Annotated in this window: 16 protein-coding genes; 5 read left to right on the top strand and 11 right to left on the bottom strand. The window is 48.6% G+C overall.

Annotated features, from left to right (window positions below):
* Nucleotides 1-2: 2 nt before the first annotated feature.
* Together FLA_RS14830 and FLA_RS14825 are read right to left on the bottom strand one after the other, a co-directional pair.
* A complete protein-coding gene (locus tag FLA_RS14830; RefSeq protein ID WP_084206138.1) occupies nt 3-2,591 on the bottom strand; it encodes a zinc-dependent metalloprotease in 2,589 nt (862 codons plus the stop codon).
* Nucleotides 2,592-2,685: 94 nt separating this feature from the next.
* Nucleotides 2,686-4,293 (bottom strand): histidine kinase, encoded by a 1,608-nt coding sequence (locus tag FLA_RS14825; protein ID WP_076377986.1) that lies wholly within the window; start codon nt 4,291-4,293, stop codon nt 2,686-2,688.
* Between the two features lie 266 nt (nt 4,294-4,559).
* On the opposite strand from FLA_RS14825, the gene kaiC reads away from it, so the two are divergent.
* The 5 genes from kaiC (at nt 4,560) to FLA_RS14800 (ending at nt 11,329) form a co-directional block, all read left to right on the top strand.
* Nucleotides 4,560-6,272, top strand: a complete 1,713-nt coding sequence (gene kaiC / locus FLA_RS14820; RefSeq protein ID WP_076377988.1) for a circadian clock protein KaiC — start codon at nt 4,560-4,562, stop codon at nt 6,270-6,272.
* On the top strand, nt 6,259-6,573 hold the full coding sequence (locus FLA_RS14815) for a circadian clock KaiB family protein (RefSeq protein ID WP_076377990.1): 315 nt from the start codon (nt 6,259-6,261) through the stop codon (nt 6,571-6,573). The genes kaiC and FLA_RS14815 overlap by 14 nt, the downstream gene beginning before the upstream one ends.
* 4 nt (nt 6,574-6,577) lie before the next feature.
* Nucleotides 6,578-6,895 carry a circadian clock KaiB family protein gene (locus FLA_RS14810; RefSeq protein ID WP_076377992.1) on the top strand — a complete coding sequence of 106 codons (318 nt, stop codon included), beginning with the start codon at nt 6,578-6,580 and terminating at the stop codon, nt 6,893-6,895.
* 2 nt (nt 6,896-6,897) lie between these two features.
* Nucleotides 6,898-8,181, top strand: coding sequence for a sensor histidine kinase (locus FLA_RS14805; RefSeq protein WP_076377994.1), 1,284 nt, complete (start codon nt 6,898-6,900; stop codon nt 8,179-8,181).
* A gap of 79 nt (nt 8,182-8,260) precedes the next feature.
* Complete coding sequence (locus FLA_RS14800; protein ID WP_076378485.1) at nt 8,261-11,329, top strand: beta-L-arabinofuranosidase domain-containing protein; 3,069 nt, start codon at nt 8,261-8,263, stop codon at nt 11,327-11,329.
* Nucleotides 11,330-11,471: 142 nt separating this feature from the next.
* Here FLA_RS14800 and FLA_RS14795 read toward each other — a convergent pair whose 3' ends face one another.
* Genes FLA_RS14795 through FLA_RS31485 form a run of 9 tightly spaced genes read right to left on the bottom strand, consistent with a single transcriptional unit; the run spans nt 11,472 to nt 21,519 of the window.
* Nucleotides 11,472-14,027, bottom strand: coding sequence for a TonB-dependent receptor plug domain-containing protein (locus tag FLA_RS14795; protein WP_084206139.1), 2,556 nt, complete (start codon nt 14,025-14,027; stop codon nt 11,472-11,474).
* An 11-nt stretch (nt 14,028-14,038) separates the two neighbouring features.
* Nucleotides 14,039-14,941, bottom strand: a complete 903-nt coding sequence (gene moaCB, locus FLA_RS14790; protein ID WP_076377996.1) for a bifunctional molybdenum cofactor biosynthesis protein MoaC/MoaB — start codon at nt 14,939-14,941, stop codon at nt 14,039-14,041.
* 7 nt (nt 14,942-14,948) lie between these two features.
* Nucleotides 14,949-15,389: a molybdenum cofactor biosynthesis protein MoaE gene (locus FLA_RS14785; RefSeq protein ID WP_076377998.1), complete on the bottom strand. Its 441-nt coding sequence runs from the start codon at nt 15,387-15,389 to the stop codon at nt 14,949-14,951.
* An 11-nt stretch (nt 15,390-15,400) separates the two neighbouring features.
* Nucleotides 15,401-16,510, bottom strand: coding sequence for a HesA/MoeB/ThiF family protein (locus tag FLA_RS14780; RefSeq protein ID WP_076378000.1), 1,110 nt, complete (start codon nt 16,508-16,510; stop codon nt 15,401-15,403).
* Nucleotides 16,511-16,521: 11 nt separating this feature from the next.
* Nucleotides 16,522-16,758, bottom strand: a complete 237-nt coding sequence (locus tag FLA_RS14775; protein ID WP_076378002.1) for a MoaD/ThiS family protein — start codon at nt 16,756-16,758, stop codon at nt 16,522-16,524.
* Nucleotides 16,755-17,495 (bottom strand): sulfite exporter TauE/SafE family protein, encoded by a 741-nt coding sequence (locus FLA_RS14770; protein ID WP_076378004.1) that lies wholly within the window; start codon nt 17,493-17,495, stop codon nt 16,755-16,757. The genes FLA_RS14775 and FLA_RS14770 overlap by 4 nt, the downstream gene beginning before the upstream one ends.
* Nucleotides 17,488-18,690 (bottom strand): molybdopterin molybdotransferase MoeA, encoded by a 1,203-nt coding sequence (locus FLA_RS14765; RefSeq protein ID WP_231940444.1) that lies wholly within the window; start codon nt 18,688-18,690, stop codon nt 17,488-17,490. The genes FLA_RS14770 and FLA_RS14765 overlap by 8 nt, the downstream gene beginning before the upstream one ends.
* Before the next feature lie 11 nt (nt 18,691-18,701).
* Nucleotides 18,702-19,685: a GTP 3',8-cyclase MoaA gene (gene moaA, locus FLA_RS14760; protein WP_076378006.1), complete on the bottom strand. Its 984-nt coding sequence runs from the start codon at nt 19,683-19,685 to the stop codon at nt 18,702-18,704.
* Nucleotides 19,666-21,519 carry an XdhC family protein gene (locus FLA_RS31485; RefSeq protein WP_076378008.1) on the bottom strand — a complete coding sequence of 618 codons (1,854 nt, stop codon included), beginning with the start codon at nt 21,517-21,519 and terminating at the stop codon, nt 19,666-19,668. Before FLA_RS31485 ends, moaA begins: the two co-directional genes overlap by 20 nt.
* Between the last annotated feature and the right edge of the window lies 1 nt (nt 21,520).

Genomic DNA, 21,520 nt, shown 5'->3' with positions numbered 1-21,520 from the left:
GGTTAATTGAGTTTTAAATTCTGTTTGATTCTTAAAATCAGATCCAGGTAATGGTTCCGGGTGTCTTCGTCGGTGTTGACTTTATGCTTTTCTAAAAGTTGTAATATGTTCAGTAGTTCCCCTCTTTTCGCAGCGGCTACGCCACTGGTGCGGGCCATGGCTGTAACGTAGATATTACGGAGGTTATAGGCATTCTCCGCTGCTGCATGATTTTGTAATGCCCGTGGCGTAAGATCACATAGCTGGGGCAGGTGCTGGGTTAACGCTGGGGGAGTCAATGTTTTTTTAGTGATCTTTTCCATCAGCTTATCGGTACTCACCAGTAACACATCTACATAATTTTGCTGTGTAAGGCGTTGGTCAAGAGATAAAGGAGCGTTTTTGAGCGTAGCTGCAAATATGCTGGAGCGGGTGGTTTTAAATAAATCTGCTACCGCAAATACTTTTGACTTGCCATAAATATTTTCCATTTCCAGCATACGTAACAGCCGTTCATCGCTGAATAAACTGTATAATAAACCATACTGCTGTTCGCGCTTCATATCGTAAGGGCCGCATTCAAACGGGCCTAAAGGCGAGTCCTTTACCGCAAAAGTGCTGCTGAGTAAATCGGGCATAAACAACCAGGCGGGCAGCGCTAACAGGTGCTTTTGCAGCCACGCCATCGCTTGCTGTTGAAGTGTTTTAGCAACGGGTGTGTAGGCTTTTTTGCGGTCGCCCAGCACCGGGGTTTCCAGGTAATAGCCGCCAATATTGGCCATCACATGCTCGGTATAGGTGTTCCACTGCCAGATAGCGGCCATGTATAGTTTTCCAGCCTGGTAATAGTTTTCGCCCTGGCTGGTGGTCCATGCCTGTATTTGTGGAACCAGGCGTTCCAGGTTTTTCAATCCATATTCTCCGGCCTTCATGGCATTGTCGCCCAGGTCTTCTGATTGTGCACGTGGATCTATTATGTTCAGGCTGCTTTGCTGCTCGCCATAGTGGTATAAAGGATTGTTTGCATGGTCATTAATGTATTGCTGCTGGCTGTTCAGTTCCTGCCAGGCATTGATGGTATCACCCAGCCAGCGGTAGCCCCAGGCAATAGCATAGGTGTCGTACACTCCCATAGAGGGCGTAATAGCAGTTACATGATCTTCCGGCTGTGCCACGTAGTTAAACCGGGCATAGTCCATAATAGAAGGCGCTGTGCCACCCATCTTTGCTGTATAGGTAGCGCTACGCAGCGAATCTACCGGGTAGGCGGCCGACGCGCCCATGTTGTGCTTTAAGCCCAGTGTATGACCTATTTCGTGGGAAGAAACAAAGCGGATGGCATTGCCCATCTGCTCCACACTGAACTGGTTAGTACGTGCGGCAGAATCGATAATACCGGTTTGAATACGCATCCAGTATTGCAGGGAAGTCATCACATTGTGCCACCAGATCACATCCGATTCCAGTATCTCACCGGAGCGCGGATCTACCACAGCAGGCCCCATCGCATTGGATTTAGGCGATGCGGCGTAGGTAACTACAGAATAACGCACGTCGTCTCCATCAAAATCAGCCGTATCGGTCACTTCCCGGGCCTGGATGGCATTTTTAAAGCCAGCGGCTTCAAATGCTTTTTGCCAGTCGTGAATGCCGGCTATAATGTATGTACGCCATTGCTTAGGCGTAGCAGGATCTATATAATATATAATAGGCTTTTCCGGCTCCACCAGTTCGCCACGCAGGTAACGTGCGCGGTCTGCTGCACGCGGCTCCATACGCCAGCGGGTAATGAGTTCGCGGGTTTCCATCTTTTGCTGGGTATCTGAAAAATACCAGCGGGGAGTGGAGAAGTAGCCAATACGTTTATCCGAAAAGCGTGGCTGCATGGGTTTTTCAGGCAACAGCAGCAGGTTGGTGGTAACGGCCACACTCACAGCTATGGTGGTTTCTCCTTCTGTAACCGAGGTACTTAACAACGAGCGCACTACCACATTCTGCGGAAAGCTTTTGATATGTTCAATGCCTGATAAGGCTGTACGGGCACTGGTGCCTAAGCCTATATCGGTAAATACATCGTTAAAGCTCTTTTCTGTACCGTCAAACACTTTATTCACCTTAATTACCAGTGCGGATGAATCGGGTGAATAGGTTTCTATTTTAAAGTTTTCTATTACCGATCCGGTGAAGTTGTCCTGTACCGATTGGGCAATAGCATCACCGGCAGGCACTTCCACCTGTGGTACAATGGTTTTCACCCAAACAGTACCGGCCTGTTTATTCTGGCTGAAACGAATCACTTTGTTATTCGTGTTCATGCCCTTGTTCACGCCTGCTTCATTAATAGCCAGCGGAACAGACGATACCTTGTTCACTAATAGAAAGTCTTTCTCCAATAATACCAGCGGTATTTCAAAGTAATAATCCATACCCACTTGGTGTACCGTAATCAATCCTTTGCTGGTAATGGCTTTTTTAAACAGGGTTTGATAGCTTTTCAACGTAGATGCCGGTGTGCTATCGGGTGCGTCTTTTTTGTTCTTATCCTGTGCATGCACTGCAGCGGTAGTTATAAAACACAGTGCAGTCAGTGGTAAAACCTTCTTCCAAATCATCACCTAAAATGGCGATTAATTCAAAAACAGGAAAGCGGCCAGGCGTGAACTGGCAGGTTCTGCGGAGTGAAACCGCAGATAGAAAGAGTGAATTTTAGGGCAACAAGGGAAGATAACAGGTGTAAGTATCTCCCTCCACACCATGCCGGAAACCCGGAGTGTCCAGGTAAGTATAGGTGCTGGCCAGGTACTGCAACCCTTGTTTGCCGGAATCCGGCACATCTTTACGCGGTTGCAGGTTGTTGCTTACTACAATCCAGTTGCCTTCGCTGCGTATGCTTATCTGCAAAGGTGCTTCGCGGGAAAGCGCATTATGCTTCACCGCATTTTCTATCCCGGTTTGCAGGCTCATAAAAGGGAGGTGTTGCGCCAGGTGTTTATCAGCTATCTCTATCTGTAAGGGCTCCAATGCCTGCCCAAACCGTATTTTCAGCAGAAAGAAGTATTCATTGGCAAACTGTAGTTCTGTAGCCACCGTTACCAGTCCATTTGGATAATCGTCCAGCACATAGCGGTATACTTTGGAAAGTTTCATTACAAACGACTTCGCCAGTTGCTGGTTCTGATCAATCAGGGCGTTTAACGAGCTGAGGGAGTTAAACAGGAAATGCGGGTTTACCTTTTCTTTCAATGTGTTCAGCTGTAACAAAGCGTTATGCTTTTCCTGCCGTTCTGCTGCCAGGCTCAGGGCCTGCTTTTCTGCCAGTAATTCCTGCCGGTTTCTTTCTGCCTGTTCACGTAATAAAAACTCGTTCTGCCACTTCGTTTGCGCCCAGGCAATCAGCGATAGTATAATGATGGCTGTAGACACAAACAGTATCAGCATATACTTCTCCACCGCTTTTACATCCTCATCCACTGCCAGCACAGGCGTATCTACCACCAGTGTCCAATGTTGCCCCCACAGGTGCAAAGGTGTATAGTATCTGATCACCGGCAGTTGCAGGTAGGTGGAGTTTACCGTTTCGTAGCTGGTAACACTGTCTCCTAAAAAATGCCTGCTATTAGCTGGCTGGGCGACAAGGGATAGCTTTTTACCCAGCTGGCTTTCATCGGGGTGGGTAATGCAAACACTGTCTTCATTCAATATAAAAGCATAGGCGCGGCCGGTAGTGTCAACACTCCATAAATAGTGTTGTAGTTGCACCAGGTTAATATCCAGCCCTAACGCAAGCTCTGTAGCGTTCGCCAACTGGATTTTATGGGCGGTCATCCAGTGAAGCGAATCCGCTACGGATATAATGCCCGCTGTTTGCGCAACGCTGTCTGTTTGTGCCAGTTGCCTGCTAATCCAGTTTACTTGGTATGACTGCAAGGGGGGATGGCTATAGCTGGTGGATAGCTTCTGTACTGCACGCATCAGGGTATCGCCTCCGCGTACAATCGCGTACCAACCATTGTTTATAGCAGGGTGATTGAGCAGCAGCGTTTCAATAAGCGGCAGCTGCTGTTGAAACACCTCAGCAGAAGGGGCCTGCGCTATCACGGGTGCTACCTGGTGTATACCCTCCAGGAAATGGTTAAATTCATTGCGCACTACAGCCGACTTTAACTGGTACACTTTAGTGGCCATATCAATACTAATCTGCCGGGTGCGCTTACCGGATTGTACAGAAATGAAAATGCCGATAACAGCAAAGCAGACGAATAATAATATGCCCGTAAAAATGAAATACCTCGATCTGTAAATGCGGAAGGTCATTTTGTAAAGATAGGGAGCGGTATATTATAGGGAAAGTGATACAGAATCATAATCAGAACATGAGATGAAAATAATCACTAAAAAAAACGGCCATTACGGCAAAGTCATTCTAACATGGCTGGGGAAGCCTGGCCCCAAAATAACCATCGTCCCTCACTGTTGGCTTCATCTTTGCCTGTATTCCAAACTTATATAAAGAAGTTGTTTCCCAAAGCTTCCTTATCCGGGTCAGGAATTTTATTTAAGAAGCTAGAGCACAGGTCATTATGGCAAGTCCAAAAAAGAAAAACATACTCACCAAGGCATTAACAGGCATTTCTGGTTTTGATGAAATAACCCAGGGCGGATTGCCGGCCGGGCGTCCTACGCTTATCTGCGGTAGTGCCGGAGCAGGTAAAACCCTGTTTTCTATTGAATTTATTGTTCGCGGAGCGGTTCAATTGGGCGAGCCGGGTGTTATTATCACGTTTGAAGAGAAAGCAGAAGACCTGGAGTCCAATGTGTCTTCGCTGGGGTTTGATTTAAAGAAACTACAGCGGGACAACCTGTTGCGGATTGATTATGTACACATTGACCGTTCTGAAATTGAAGAAACCGGCGAATACGATCTTTCCGGTTTGTTTATCCGGCTGGATCACGCTATTAACCAGATAGGCGCTAAACGGGTAATGCTGGATACCATAGAAAACCTGTTTGGCGGATTAGGCAATAATGGTATACTGCGGGCAGAACTGAGGCGTTTGTTCGGATGGCTGAAAGAGAAAGGAGTAACCGCCATTATTACCGGTGAAACAGGCGAGGGGCAGTTAACCCGTCACGGACTGGAAGAGTATGTATCGGACTGTGTTATTTTCCTCGATCATCGCGTCATCAATCAAATATCCACACGCCTGCTGCGGGTGGTAAAGTATCGTGGTTCGCTGCATGGCACCAATGAGTATCCTTTCCTGATAGATGAAGAAGGTATTTCTGTATTACCGGTAACCTCGTTGCTGATGGATGCCCAAATATCTTCCCAGCGGGTGTCGTCCGGTATTCCGGCGCTGGACAGGATGCTGGGTGGAAAAGGTTTTTACCGTGCAGGCAGTATACTGGTTTCGGGTACGCCGGGAACTGGCAAAACAAGTATTGCCGCCGCCTTTGCCAAGGCCACCTGCGAAAGGAAAGAACGTTGTCTTTATTTCGCATTTGAGGAATCTGCTCCACAAATTGTTCGCAACCTCCAGTCTATTAATATTGATCTGGGGAGCTATATAGAAAAAGGTTTATTGCAAATACATTCTTCCCGGCCTACTTCTCATGGCCTGGAAATGCACCTGGTGGTGATGCACAAACTGGTTAAAAAGTTCAAACCCCGAACGGTGGTTATCGATCCCATTACCAATCTTAGCACTATAGGGTCAATGCAGGAGGTGAAGTCGATGCTCACCCGCCTGATCGATTTCCTGCAAGGCGAAGGCATTACGGTGATGTTTACAGCGCTGGTGTTTGAAAACCAGACAAACCTGCAAACAGATGAAGGTATTTCTTCGCTGGTTGATGCGTGGATATTAGTGAAGGATATAGAAGCCAACGGCGAGCGTAACCGGGGACTGTACATTATGAAGTCGCGGGGTATGAAGCACAGTAACCAGGTAAGGGAATTTGTAATTACCGATAGTGGTATAGATTTAATAGATGTATACCTGGGTGCCGATGGGGTGCTGGTGGGTTCGGCCCGCGAAGCACAGCAACTCAATGAGGTTACCGGAATTGAACTGCGTAGCCATGCATTGGGTAGAAAAGACCGGGAAGTAGACCGGAAGCGGCTGGTGTTGGAAGCAAAAATTGCTTCCCTGCGTGAAGAATTTGAATCGGTGCAGGACGAACTGAATAAATCCTTCCTGGAAGAAGACTTAAAAAAAGAAATTATGGAGAAAAACCGCGTTGCAATAACACAAAGCCGTAATACAAAGAGTACCGGAAATGCTAAAAAGTAAAACAAAACAAAGCAGGCCAAAGGAAGAACGATGGCAATTGCGGTTGTATATAGCCGGCAACACGCCCAAATCAAGCACGGCTTTAATCAATTTAAAAAGGTATTGCGAACAGCATCTGGCTGGCCGTTACGAACTGGAAGTGGTGGATTTGCTCATGAACCCACAACTGGCGGCAGGCGATCAGATATTGGCAATTCCTACCCTGGTGCGAAAAGTACCCGTTCCGGTACGTAAAATTATCGGAGACCTGTCTAACGAAGAAAAGGTGTTGGTCGGCCTTGATATAAGACCGATAAAATAATACCATGCAAAACAATCAACATGCAACAACAACAAACAGGGAAGAAGATAGCAATACCTACGTGTTAAGGCTGTTTATTACCGGTGCCACTCCCAATTCGTTGCGTGCGGTTACTAACCTGCGGGAAATTTGCGAAGCACATCTTCCCGGGAAATATACGTTGGAAATAGTAGATGTATACCAGCAACCGGCAGTTGCCAAACAAGAACAGTTAATAGCACTACCTTTACTGATAAAGAAATTTCCCTTACCGGAAAGGCGTATGATCGGCGACCTATCAGACAGGCAAAAGGTATTGAATGCATTAATGTTGAATGGCTAACAATGGATAATCCAGCAAAAACAAAAGACTTACTGGCCGAGGTGGAAGAGTTGCGCAGGCAGCTGGGCGAAGCCAATGATACCATAGAAGCTATACGCACAGGACAGGTAGACGCTTTTGTGGTAGAAAACGGTAATGGCCACGAGCTGTATACTTTATTAACTGCCGACAGGGCTTACCGCATGTTCATTGAAAAAATGAATGAAGGCGTGGTAAACCTTACAACAGATGGTATCATACTGTATGCCAACTCCCGTTTTGCAGAGATGGTGCAGCAGCAATTATCACATGTAATAGGCATGTCTTTTTACGACTATGCCGAGGCAGCTTTCCGCCCGCAGTTATTGGCATTAATGCAGGCCAGACAGGAGGGGGATAGCAAAGGCGAATTACAATTACTGGCAGGTAAACAGGGTATTCCCGTTCAGTTATCTTTAACCACTCTGGAGCAGGCAGAGGGGCATACGGTAAATATTATTCTTACCGATCTTTCCAGTCAGAAAGCTGCCCAAAAGCAATTGGAAAACGCCAACATACAACTGGCGCAAACCAATGAAACTTTGGAAACCCGTAATCACGATTTACAGCAATTCGCTTCCGTAGCCTCACACGACCTGCAGGAACCCCTGCGAAAAGTAATGTTGTATTCTAATATTATTAAAGAAAGCTTTGCTGCTGGTTTAGGCGGTAAAGGCATAGCGTATGTAGATAAGATAATCAAAGCCAGCGAGCGAATGAAAAGGCTGATTATTGAGATATTGAATTATTCCAAACTATCGGCTGGTGAAGGAGATTATATTGTTACAGATATCAACACCGTTATCACGGATATCCTGGAAGATTTTGAATTGCTGATAGCAGAGAAGAACGCCACGGTGATAGCCGGCCATCTGCCTACGCTGGAGGTAAACCCCGGACAGATACGCCAGGTGTTGCAAAACCTGCTATCCAATGCACTGAAGTTTGGCCGTAACAACGTGCCACTCACCATTACTATCACTGCCGAACGCTTGCAGGAAAAATCCTTTGAAAGCAGGCGACAAACAGATGGTCCGTATTGTTTGCTCAACATAGCGGATAACGGTATTGGGTTTGACCAGAAATATGCTTTACAGATCTTCTCCTTATTCGAAAGGTTGAATTCGAAAGATCAATACGAAGGAACCGGCATTGGCTTAGCCATCTCTAAAAAAATAATCGACAGCCACAAAGGGCTTATCCGCGCTGTAAGCAACCCCGATCAGGGGGCGCTTTTCCAGGTAGTGTTACCTGTCAGGCATACCTGACCGGTAAACTGTTAAAATCTTTCAATTATTGGCTAAAATAGATTTACTGAAAAGACCTGCGTATTCCTACTTTCATCGTATGAAAATGTACAAAAGGCTTTTTCGTATTATCCTGCTCGTAGCTGTTGGAATGCAGGAAGGGAATGTTGCCCGGGCGCAAAATGGAGATCAGATACTGGATGGCATTGGAGAAACAGGCATGATTGCACGCTATGTGTTTAACGGAGATACTAAAGACTGGTCGCGCAATACACTGCATGGTAAAGCACAGGGCGCCGGTGTTACATTTATAAACGACACTAAGTTTGGGAAGGTACTGTCTTTACCGGGGGATAGCAGTGCTTTTGTTACCCTGCCAGGGGAAGCATTCACCGACCTGGAATCGCTGAGTATATCCGGATGGGTATTGTTACGTTCTAAACAGCCGGGTCAGTATTTGTTTGATTTTGGAAAAGATGCCGGCAAGCATTTTTTTGCAGCGCCAACTGGTGCCAACGGAAAGGAAGGCTTTCAGGCACAGATAACAGCCGCAAAAACGGATAAAAGCGGTGCGGTAGCCCCGGCAATAGAGTTGAATAAATGGGTACACCTGGCTATTGTAATAGATGTGCCTACCCAAACCATGACAACCTACGTGAACAGCAAACCGGTAGCTAAGTCAAAAGATATTCCACAGGAACTATCAGCCGTATTCTCCCAGCAAGCGGGCGAAAAACCATTCCTCTATATAGGCAAATCATTGTTGCCGGGCAATCCTGGTTTAAATGCCTTACTGCACGATTTTCGTATTTACCGTGTACCGCTGAGTCATCAGCAGGTAGCAGGCATTTTCCGCAATGCCCAGCGTGGCGTTAACGATGGTGCGGTAAACACCACGGCAAAAAAGGAAGACGACCTGCCGCATTTTTCACCCACTACACCACAGCTGTATAATGCGTATTTAACTAAGGTGTCTGACGTAGCAGTGGAAACAGAAACAGGCAATCTGCCCCGCTTACCCAGTTATGTAACCGGTACTTATAAGGATAATAGAAAAGGGCCGTTGGTGCGTGTGCTGTGGCCGGAAGCGATAGATAATACGGCTGTGGCTACACCCGGACAATACACGGTTACAGGCCGTGTAGCCGGAACCAGTTTTCAGCCCAGGGCATTGGTTACTATAAAAAATGCAGGCCGACCCGCTCTGCCTGCTGTAAAGCTGGAACCGTTTGCCTTACAACAGGTAACGCTTACCGGGGATATACATGGACATGCCACCAAGTTTATTGAAAACAGGAACAAGTTTATAGATACATTGGCCAAAACAGATCCTAACTCGTTTTTGTATATGTTCCGCCAGGCTTTTGGCCAGCCGCAACCGGCAGGCGCCAGGCCTTTAGGCGTATGGGATAGTGAGGATACCAAATTAAGAGGACATGCTACAGGCCACTATCTCACTGCTATAGCACAAGCTTATGCCGGCACCGGGTACGATAAAGCACTCCAGGCGAATTTTGCCGCTAAAATGGAGTATATGGTCAATACCCTTTACCAGCTGTCGCAGTTATCCGGAAAGCCCAAAGAAGCAGGTGGCGCCTATGTGGCCGATGCTACCGCAGTGCCACCCGCACCCGGAAAATCAGTATACGATTCCGAACTGAGCGAGGCAGGCATCCGCACCGATTACTGGAACTGGGGCACCGGCTTTATCAGCGCTTACCCGCCCGATCAGTTTATCATGCTGGAAAAAGGAGCGAAGTATGGCGGACAAAAAACACAGATATGGGCGCCTTACTATACCCTGCATAAAATTCTGGCCGGCTTAATGGATATATATGAAGTAAGTGGTAATAAAAAAGCGCTGGACATAGCTGCGGGCATGGGCGATTGGGTGTATGCCCGTCTGAGCAAGGTGCCTGCCGACACGCTGATAAAAATGTGGAATACCTACATTGCCGGTGAGTTTGGCGGCATGAACGAAGCTATGGCCCGCCTGTACAGGCTTACCGGTAAACAGGATTACCTGAAAACAGCGCAGTTGTTTGATAATATCCGCGTGTTCTATGGCGATAAAGCACACACACACGGACTGGCTAAAAACGTAGACATCTTCCGTGGCCTGCATGCCAACCAGCATATTCCCCAGATAGTAGGCAGTATAGAAATGTACCGCGTAAGTCACAACCCCGACTATTACAAAATAGCCGATAACTTCTGGTATAAAACAGTGAATGATTATATGTACAGCATAGGAGGGGTAGCAGGCGCACGCAATCCGGCCAATGCAGAATGTTTTATCAGCCAGCCGGCCACCTTATACGAAAACGGCTTTTCCGGCGAAGGACAAAACGAAACCTGCGCCACCTACAATATGCTCAAGCTCACCAGCGATCTGTTTATGTTTGACCAGAAGGCAGAATATATGGATTACTACGAGCGTGCGCTGTACAATGATATCCTGGCTTCTGTAGCCGAGAACAGCCCCGCCAATACTTATCATATACCGCTAAGGCCAGGGAGTGTAAAGCAATTCAGTAATGAAGATATGACGGGCTTTACCTGCTGTAACGGCACTGCATTAGAAAGCAGCACCAAACTGCAAAACTCTATTTACTTTAAAAGCACCGATAACCAGGCCTTGTATGTAAACCTGTACATACCTTCTACATTGGAATGGACAGCGCGTAACATCACCGTAGAGCAAACCACCGATTTTCCTAAGGCCGATAACTCCCGCCTTACTATCAAGGGCAGCGGCACGTTTGATGTGTATGTGCGTGTGCCGGACTGGGCCACCAAAGGCTTTTTTGTAAAAATCAACGGTAAAGACCAATCCCTCACCGCCAAGCCCGGCAGCTACCTGAAAATAAGCCGCAGCTGGAAAGATGGTGATGTGGTGGATGTAAAAATGCCATTCCAGTTTCACCTGGCTCCGGTAATGGATCAGCAAAACATCGCCAGCCTGTTTTATGGGCCGGTATTGCTGGCCGCACAGGAGCCAGCGGCAAGAAAAGACTGGCGCACAATTACACTGGATGGAAAAGATATCAGTAAATCTATTAAAGGCGATCCACAGCAGCTGCAGTTTACCATTGGGGATGTAGCGTTTAAACCTTTTTACGAAACATACGGAAGGCACTCTGTGTACCTAGATGTGAAGTTGAAGTAGCAGGTAAGTTTACAATGATTAACGGGCGTGGTTGTTTACTAAAAACAATCACGCCCGTTAACGTTAATCCCGTTTATAACACATAGCATCAGTAGCTACCGGTGCTGCTTTTATGGGCTGTAGCAGCAAAAGAAACCACTTGTTACATAGCAATGGTAATAGTAGTATAATAAAACCCTCCAATAGAAGGCCCGCCAATAAACGAATAATAATATTGATTCAGCAAATTGGTTGCCCCCAGTTTTACCGTAAGCTTATTGGCAGTAGTATGATATTGCACCTGCGCATCCAGTGTATGATAGGCGGCTACCTGCCCGGTGGCCAGTGACGATTGCCACAGGTAACTGCTTTGCCAGCGGTAGTTGAGTTCAAAGCCTACATGACTGGTAAGTGCGGGGTTTCCGAAATTGATATTGTATATCCAGGAAGGCGTGTTAAAGCCATCTTCCAAACCATCGTTTTGCGAGGTGCGGGCCAGTTTGGCCAGTGTTACATTGCCGCCCAGTTTGTAAGTATGTGGCAACTGCCAGGTTGCGCCCAGGGTGCCACCGTAGTTATTGCTGATGGTTTTAGAGTTGGTCCACAGGCGGTAACGATCCTGACCCTGGCGGTTGTTGAGGTAATACAGCAGGCTGTCAGGGGTGGTATTGCGGGGTATATTGGCTTCTACCTGCGCCATCAGGTTGCTATAGCGGTTAAAATAAAAGTCCACATCCAGCGTTAATTTGCCATCCAGCAACTCGGTACGGTAGCCGGCTTCTATACCTTTTACCTCTTCCGGTTTCAGATAGGTATAGTTGTTCCGGCGCAGCAGTCCCTGGTTTTTTTCCATAGCCTGGTTAATGGTAAGTCCGTTGTTGTTTACATCATTGGTGTTGGCTGCTTGGAAAGCATCAATGGAGGCGCGCAGATAACTGTTTTCAAAAATACCATTGCTCATTACCGGTAAGCCACCTACACGTTTTACGCCGCCGCTGTTGATGTTGGAAAAGGCTTCAAACAGGCTGGGGAAGCGATAGCCCTGCTGCACAGCCAGGCGAAAGTTGTGTTGTGGCACGGGAGAGTATACTACGGCTATCCTGGGGTTAAGTTTGGCAGAATAGTATTGGTTTTTATCAACACGCAGTACGGCGTTTATTTTTAAACGTTGCTGTAGCAGGTATTGTGTCGCTTGTACAAAGCCGCCCACTTTCCAATAGGTGAGGTTGGCGCCGGCTTTTACGGGGTTGATGAAATAGTTGCCATCGGGCACTACTACATATTCGCGGTAATCAAGTCCATACATCAACGACAGTTTATGGCGATTGTATAATTCTTTTAATACATCATCTGTTAACGTGTGTTGCATTTCTGCATGGTACATGGTGCTTTTTACACGCAGGGCGGCACCTATATCCCAGTTGTTAATGTCACGCAGCTGGCTGATCAGTTGATTGGCTTTGTCTGAATGTGGCACAGGGCGTCCGTTATCGGCATAGTTCCTGGCTTCCTGCATGGCAGCGGTAACGGTGGCTCCGTTGCTGGTGGCGCTGGTAAACTGGCTGCTGAAATCGTTAAACCAGGTATTGTCCGATTTATAAGAGCGGTCAATGTTTTCGGCCATAGAGCGAATGTTGTACGAGTTGCCGGTGTTTTCGGTGTTCACATACAGTTTGGCCTGCAGGCTATTGGTTTTTAACGTAAGGCTATGCTGAGAGGTGATGTAGTTGTCCAGTCTGAAGCGATTGGTTCGCTGGTAGATAGTGTTGCTTTGCGCCATGCGAAAGGTATAGGAAAGCATGATATCCGGCTTTATGCGATAAGCCAGTGTTACATCGCCTTTGAGGTTTTGCAGGCGGTAGCTGGCCATGTCTTTTTCGGCATAGCCGGTGCGGCTTACTACATATTGCCTGCCGTTGAGCATAATGGTGCGTCTGTTGCCCGACTCATCGGCATAGTTGTTCACCTTATCCTGGCCCGGGTTGGCATTGCCGGTAAGGCCGGTAGAGATGTTGGCATTAGGGTTTAAATCGGTCATGTTGTTGGCGTACCAGTCAATACCATCGGCATAAGTAACGTTCAGCTTTACGGCAAATTTTGGGGTAAAGGCTTTGGCCCACCGCAGGGTAGATTCCGAATATACCGCTGCGCCACGTTCTTTATCGCCCACATGGTTTACGCCGGTTTTTTGCGAAAAGCTAAGGCCCTGTGAGTGAAAGGCGTCTTTGGTAATAAAGTTGGCGGTGCCGTTGATAGCGTTCATACCATAGAGTGCCGAAGCCGAACCAGGTACAATTTCCACGCTGGCTATATCCAGGTCGCTGGGGCCGAGGGCATTGCCCATAGGGGCGCCAATATGCGGGGCCTGTATGTCGGCGCCATCTACCATTTGCACAAAACGTACGTTGGTAGTGTTGGTAAAACCACGGGCATTAATCACTTTAAAACCCAGGCTGGGGGTAATCATCTGAACGCCTTTTACTGTTTCAATAGCATCAAAAAAAGAAGGCTGTGCATTGCTTCTGATAGCTTTGCCAGATAGTTTTTCAATGCTTACCGGCGCCTGTAGTTTGTTTTCTGTTTTGCGCGAGGCCGATACCACCACACTTTCCAGTTCCTGCGTTTGGGTACTGTCGGTTTTTGGTGTTTGCGTCCGGGCTTTGGATGAGGCAAGGGAGGCGAATAGTAAGGCTATTGGCCAACGGATAGGTAATGCCATCTTTGTAGTAGTTATGATTGGTGTCGGATAGTAAATACATGCAGTAGTGCCGGGAATAAGGCATCTACCGATTCCCGCACGGCGTTGGGCGAACCCGGCAATGTTACCAGCAAAGTATTATGCATAAAACCTGCTACACTTCTCGATAACATAGCCATAGGAGTACGTTGCATACCATAGCTGCGGGCAGCTTCGGCAATGCCGGGCACCGGCTGGGTTAACAGCGGGGTAATGGCTTCGGGAGTTACATCGCGTGGCGATACACCGGTGCCACCGGTAAACAGCACCAGGTCGTAACCCTGCGTTTGCAGGCTTTGTGCTATTTGCTGTATGGCGGCAATATCGTCAGGCACTACGGCATATTCTGCTACGGGCAGGTTGCGTTGTTCCAGCAGGCTTACCAGCAGCTTGCCCGATACATCTTCATATTCGCCTTTCGATGCGCGGTCAGAGCATACTACCACTGCACAGGTTATATTGTGGGGTGGTTGCAGGGGATGATCGCTTTTGCCGCCTTTTTTCTGTTGCAGTGTTACAGAGCCTATTTCTACACGCGAGTCAATAGGCTTTAGCATGTCATACATGGTCAATGCTGCAATCATTGCACCGTGCATCGCTTCTACTTCCACGCCGGTTTTGTAAATGGTATGCACCTCGGCGGTGATGGTAATTTGCAAACCGCTGGTTTGATAGGTGAAAGCGGCATACTCTACGGGCAGGGGGTGACAGTCGGGTATTACATCGCTTGTTTTTTTAATAGCCAGTAAGCCGGCTGCCCTCGAAAACTCGAACACATCGCCTTTGGGCACCTGCCGGTTGTGTATGGCCTGCATGGTGGCTTCGCCGGAAACCTGCACTATAGCCTGTGCCACGGCTTTACGTAAAGTGTTTTGTTTATGCGTGATGTTTACCATGTTGCTGTTACTGATTTACTTTCCACTGATAATCGTTTTCATTCAATATCTCTTTGCCCCATATGGGTACTTCGGCTTTAATACGTTCTACCAGCAGGTCGCAGGCCTGCATAGCGGCTTTGCGGTGGGGGGCTGCGGTTAACACCAGCAGGCAAATGCCGCCTGCTGCTACGGTGCCCAGGCTGTGCAGTACTTCCACTGCTGTAAGGGCATATTGCTGTTGTATTTGTGTGGCTATATCCCGCACAGCTGTTTCGGCCATTTCGCGATAGGTGGTGTATTCTATAGCTGTTACGGTGTTGCCGTTGACTATATCAGCACGTACCTGCCCTATAAAACAGGAGTAGCCGCCTATGCTTTGGTCAGTGGCGTATTGTTGCAGGCAGGTGGCTATCGTATCTGGCGTAATGGCTCCTTCCCGGAATATGGTGGTGGTTAATGACATCATAAATTACTGGGTTATGGTTTGTGTTGGTGCAGGGCTTGTAAGCCGCCTGCCAGGCTATAGGCTTTAGTAACACTGCTGGCATGCACCTGTTTAAACAGGGTTAAGGCCTGTAAGCTGCGCTTGCCGCTTTGGCAAATAAATACTACCGGTGTATCGCCCGCTTCGGGTAGTTGTTGTGCCAGCACCGAAAGGGGAATGCGCAGGTGTGCCCAGGTAATACCGGGCAGTGTTTCATGCAGCTCTCTCACATCCACCAGTAAAGGGCGGTCCTGTTGTAGCAGGGTGTGTAAGGTGGCGGCGTCTATTTCTCCTTCCTGCATCCTGCTTACGCCGCAGGCTGCGGGATAATCGGTTTGTACAAATGCTTCTCTGCTGGCAGGCAATGCGGCAGCCCCGGCTTCGGTGGCTGACAATTGTATGATAAACTGTTGATGGTTGAGTGCAGAATAGGTAAGCAGCTGGCCTGTTAACAGCTCGCCGGTGCCTGTTATCCATTTAATGCATTCGTTGGCCATATAGCCACCAATAATGCCTGGCAATACACCCATTACACCTGCTTCACTGCAATTTTCTATTTCACCGGCACGGGGTGGTTGCGCAAACACATCGCGATAGGTGATGCCGTTGGTAAACAGGGCCACCTGGCCTTCATACCGCGATACAGCGCCATAGATAAGCGGTTTGCTTAACAGGGCGCAGGCATCGTTGATGAGATAGCGGCTGGGAAAGTTGTCGGTACCGTCTATAATGATATCATAATTGCTGATTATTTCCAGTGCATTGTGTACAGTAATGGCAACAGGATAGGGGTGAACCGTTATCTGCGGGTTCAGTGCCTGCAATGCCTGTTGAGCGCAAATAACTTTTAACTGCCCTATATCTTCCATCCGGTATAAAAACTGGCGGTGCAGATTACTTAACTCTACAAGCCCATCATCTGCCACACCTATAAGGCCCACACCGGCTCCGGCCAGGCTCATCAGCACAGGGCAGCCCAGGCCGCCGGCGCCTATTACCAGCACACGCGCCTGTGCAAGTTTTTGCTGACCTGCCAGCCCTATACCGGGTAGCAGCATCTGCCGGTGATAGCGGGTATAATCAGCAGTATTATTGTTTGTCATTCCATTTAGTTTTAGCCCCCCGAAAAAGGAGGTAGTAAGGCCACCTCGGCCTGTGCATGTAACGGGGTACACTGGCTGATGATGATACGGTTAACGGTAATTATATACGTAGCCTGTTGCAGCAGCGGAAAGCGTTGCAGTAGTTGCTGCTGCAACGCATCGGTATCGTTGGCCAATGGCATTTGCAGCCGGCTGCTGCCAGTGATATCCGTTAACCGGCCAAAAAAATATACAGAAATCTGGCTCATAATAAATTAGGTAAAAACAATTTAAATGCCGCTACGGCCAGCACCAGTGCCAGCAACAGCTTAATGGTTTTTTGCGGAAACCGGATAGCGCCGAAATAAGAGCCCAGTAGTCCGCCACAAAACGCGATGGCTACATAGATGGTCATTTCGGGGCTAAAGGATATGCCTTTGGTGAACTGGCCCATCAGGCCCGACAAAGAATTTACAAAAATGAACAACGCGCTGATGGCTGCTGCCTGCTTCTGATCGGTCCAGCGCAGCAGCAGTAACACCGGTGATAGTATTACCCCTCCTCCAATGCCCAGCATGCCCGATAACAGGCCAATGGCAGCGCCTATGCACAGCAGGGCTATTACCGGCGGACGTGTGGTGCGGTTGACTTCTATATCGCGGAAAAAAAGAAAACGCGCCACCGGTATCAGTAAAAAGATGCCCAGCATTTTTTTATACAGGGTATCATGTATAGCCATGGCGCCACCCACATAAGCCATAGGCATAGAGGCAATGGCCAGCGGTAAAAACAGGCGCAGGTTAAAATATTTGCCCCGGTAATAAAATATAAAAGAGGTAAGTGATACAAACAGGTTTAACAGTAAGGCGGTAGGCTTCATTACGGCTGCTTCTACGCCAAACAATGCCATCAGGGCCAGGTAGCCGCTGGCGCCACCATGCCCTACGGAGGAGTATAAAAAAGCCACTGCTAATAACAGCGGGTATATCCAAACATGATTATCCATATTGCGGTAATAAATAAAGATGTACAAGGTCGTTTTCTTCGTAGGTAGCGGCGGGTTCCGGCAACTCTACCAGGCAGTTGGCTACGGCAAAGCTGCGCATGCGGTACGATTCCTGTGCGGGCAATAAGGTAACACGCCCGTTGGCATACTGGCCTTTTAAAAAATGCCGTAATGCATGGGGCTTCCTGTGCGGGCCTGCCAGTGGCGCTTGTAACTGCTGCAGCTGATCGTTGTGGCCGGTAAGCTTTCGTAACAGGGGCCATACATACTGGTAAAAACAGGTAAGCACCGATGAGGGGTTACCCGGTAAGCCTATTACGGTTTTCTCCAGCTTTACACCGGCGTATAAAGGTTTGCCGGGACGCTGCAGCACGCGGTGAAACAGTTGCTGCACACCGCAGCTTTGTGCAGCGCGCACTACAAAATCAAATTCACCAACACTTACCCCGCCGGTAAGCAGTATAATGTCTGCCTGCTGTAAGGCGCTGTCCAGTGCGGCAATAGTGGCATCCAGGCTATCAGGTACATAGGTGGTAGTTACAGTAATACCCATTTGTAACAACAGGGCTTCCAGCATGACAGAAGTAGCTTCGTACACCTGGCCGTATTGCAGCGGGGTGCCGGGCGATTGCAGTTCGTCGCCTGTTACCAGCAGGGCTATTTTAGGTGGGGCATATACCGGTACCTGTGCATAGCCCATACCTGCCAGAAAGCCGATGGTGCCGGGTGTAATTACCGTGCCTTTAGATAAAGCCAGCTGGCCTTTTTGTATTTCAGAACCTGCAGGGCGAAAGTTATCTCCCTTTTGCAGGGTAGGTTGCGTTATATAAAGTTGCCCGTTATTTATTGTAGTGTTTTCCTGCATTACCACCGTATCGCTGCCTTCAGGTAGCGGAGCGCCGGTAAATACCCGTGCTGCCTGGCCGGGCTGCAACGTAATACGCTCGCCGCTGCCGGCTGCTATTTTACTTACTATTTGCAATGAATGGTTGTAGGTGTCAAGATCGGCAAAGGCAAAGGCATACCCATCCATGCCCGATTGGTTAAAAGCAGGTATATCTATCAGCGCATGAAGGTCTTGCGCCAACACGCTGCCTGCCGCTGCCGGTAGTGAGGTAAGCACGGTTTGCGGGGTAAGCGGTAACCGGTTTATAATAGCTTTGGCTTCTGATACGGTAATCAGTTGGTTGGTCATGTTTATTTGTTTTATCCTCCTATGCTTATCATGCTCCTGTTTACAAGTTTGTCTCCTTCCAGGTGTTTATAAGCCTGCCCGCTAAACTGGCCACCCAGCTTTTCGGCTTTGCCCAATATGTTGGTTTGTATCAGTGGTAGCAGGGGCTTTCCTTCCCGTAAGGCTTGCAGCAGATTGGTTTCTTCTTTTGAAAATAAACAATTTTTCATTTTGCCATCGGCGGTCAGTCGCATCCGGTTACAGCCTGCACAAAAAGGTGTGCTCATGGTGCTGATAATAGCAAAAGAACCCTGGAACCCTGGTATCTGGTAAGGGGTACTGGTAGAGTGTGGGGGAACAGGCAGGGGAGTAATAGAGTAATGCTGTTGCACCAGTTCCAGTATCTCCTGCTTCGAAAACACCTGTGTGCCCGACCAGTGGTTGCCGGCAAAAGGCATGAATTCTATAAAGCGAACTTCTATGGGCGAATGCCGGGTCCATTCAATAAAGTCCGGAATTTCCGCTTCATTCACGCCCTTCATTACCACCATGTTTATTTTGGTTTGCAACCCTTTTTGCAAGGCCAGTTGAATGTTTTCCCTGGTTTGAAAAAAACGGTCGCGTCGTGTAAGGGAAAAGAACCTTGGGGCCTGCAGTGTATCCAGGCTAATGTTAAGGCTGCTTACACCTGCTTCCAGCAATTGATCTATATGCCGGTGCAATAAAGTGGCATTGGTGGTAAGGGTTAATTTTACAGGCAGTTGCTGTAAGCGAAAAAGAATATCGTCAAAGTCTTTCCGGGCCAGCGGCTCACCACCTGTTAAACGCACTTTGGTTACTCCTTCCGCTGCAAATATCTTTACTATCTCTGCTATTTCGGCCGGTTGCATCAGTTGCGCTGCGGGCATAAAAGGATAGTCTTCTTCGGGCATGCAATAGCTGCACCGTAGATTGCAGAGGTCGGTAAGCGATATGCGCAGGTAATCGTGTACTCTGTTATAGCTGTCTGTAATCATGCTTCTCTTTTGTCTGTTCTGCCGCTGCTATTAATTGCCAGTAAGCATTGTTATCGTCAATATCGTTGGCCAATGCGGCAAACGCTACCTGCTCCACTTCGTTACCCAGGGCTTCTATCAGGTGTTTGGCGCCCGTATCACCTTCCAGTTGCAGCAATGCAGCAAACTGTTGCTGGTGAAACAAAGCAGGTACGCCCTTACGGTTGGCGTAGTAACTGGCGGTGATAGCTGCCCCGGTACTTTGTTGCCGGTGCAGCAACAGGCGCAGGTGCTGTGTGGTAAGGTAGGGCTGGTCGCACAGCATTACCAGTATATGCTGCAATTGCGGATAGTGGCCGGTAAGGTATTGTACGCCTGCGCGTATGCTGCTGGCCATGCCTTCGGCATATTGTTCGTTCGGTATCACTATAGCAGGCATATCCTGTAGCTGTTGCTGTATACCGGCTGCATTTTCTCCGGCCACTACTACCGTGGCTGCGGCCTGTAAGGCGCAGGCTGTGCGGGTGGCATTTCTTAATAAAGTATCGCCCTTATACATCAGTTGCTGCTTGGGGCTGCCCAGGCGCTTGCTTTGGCCGGCGGCCAGCAGTAATACGCCGTAGGTTTCCAAAGGGCTGCTGATGCGGGTGTTGCGTTGATGAATGCTGCCCTTCTGGCTGCGCAGTGCATTGCCGTTGCGTTGCGCAAACACAGCTTTAATGCCGCTGATAATAGACAGGGCAATTTCTTCGGGTGTTTCTGCGCCTATATCCAGCCCCATGGGGCCATAAATGCGTTGCTCCTGTTGTGGTGTAACAGCAATGCCTTCTTCCTGTAATTCCTGCAATAAACGGTTGCGTTTTTTGGCAGGGCCAAGTATACCTATATAGGCAGCATTGGTTTGCAGGGCCTGTTGCAAAGCCGCTTTATCATACTGGTAGTTATGCGTCATTAGCAAAATAGCCGTATGCGCATCGCAAGGCACCTGGCCTAACGGATTGCTGGCGGGCGATACCTGTATGCGGCATGTGGGAAAGCGCGCCTGGCTGGCATAAGCCGGCCGGCCATCTACCAGGGTGATATCCCAGCCCAGTATCTCAGCTACCTGCACTACAGGTAATACATCGTTTCCGGCACCGGCTATTATTAAGGCAGGGGCGGGGGCTAAATATTCCAGGAAGGCAGTATAAGCCGCTGTGGTGGCGGTATCGGGGGCATAGGCTATAAATGCATTGCTTTGCAGGGCAAACACCTGCGCTATATCTGGTTGCAGGCGGTGTATGCCAATGGGGGCGGCAGGTAGGTCATCCCTGTTGTTACTGGCAGTTGTTTCAGCCTGATGATCGTTTTTGTTAACGGCAGGCGAATGGCTTCCTGCATGCAACAGCTGGCCTTCTTCATTACACAACAGGTATGTGCCTTGCTTCGTATGCCTGCTATCTTCGGGGGTATAGAAGGTGGCTATTACAGCAGGGGTGCGTGTGCTGATGGCTTTTTCCAGCAGCAGCACGGGGTTATGGGCATGGTTGCCCACGGGTTCCAGTAATATGCGTATAATGCCGTTACAGCCCAGGCTTACGCCAAGGCTGTAGGCATCTTCATCTTCTGTGGTATCGTAGGTGATGAGCACCGGTTGTTCTTTCTGCATTACCTGCAGGGCTTTACGCAATATATCGCCTTCCAGGCAGCCACCACTTACAGCGCCCGTTATGCGTCCGTCATCCTGCACCAGCATACGTGCGCCCGGCGCGCGGTAAGCGCTGCCCTCTATATGCACCACGGTAGCCAGCACCACTTTTCTTTGCTGCTGTTGGGCCTGCCGGTAAGCTTGTATAATCTGTTTTATTTCTTTCATT

Source organism: Filimonas lacunae (assembly GCF_002355595.1).
Classification (GTDB): Bacteria; Bacteroidota; Bacteroidia; order Chitinophagales; family Chitinophagaceae; genus Filimonas; species Filimonas lacunae.
The sequence above is the reverse complement of the archived record's forward strand: the minus strand, read 5'-3'. Positions and strand labels throughout refer to the sequence as shown.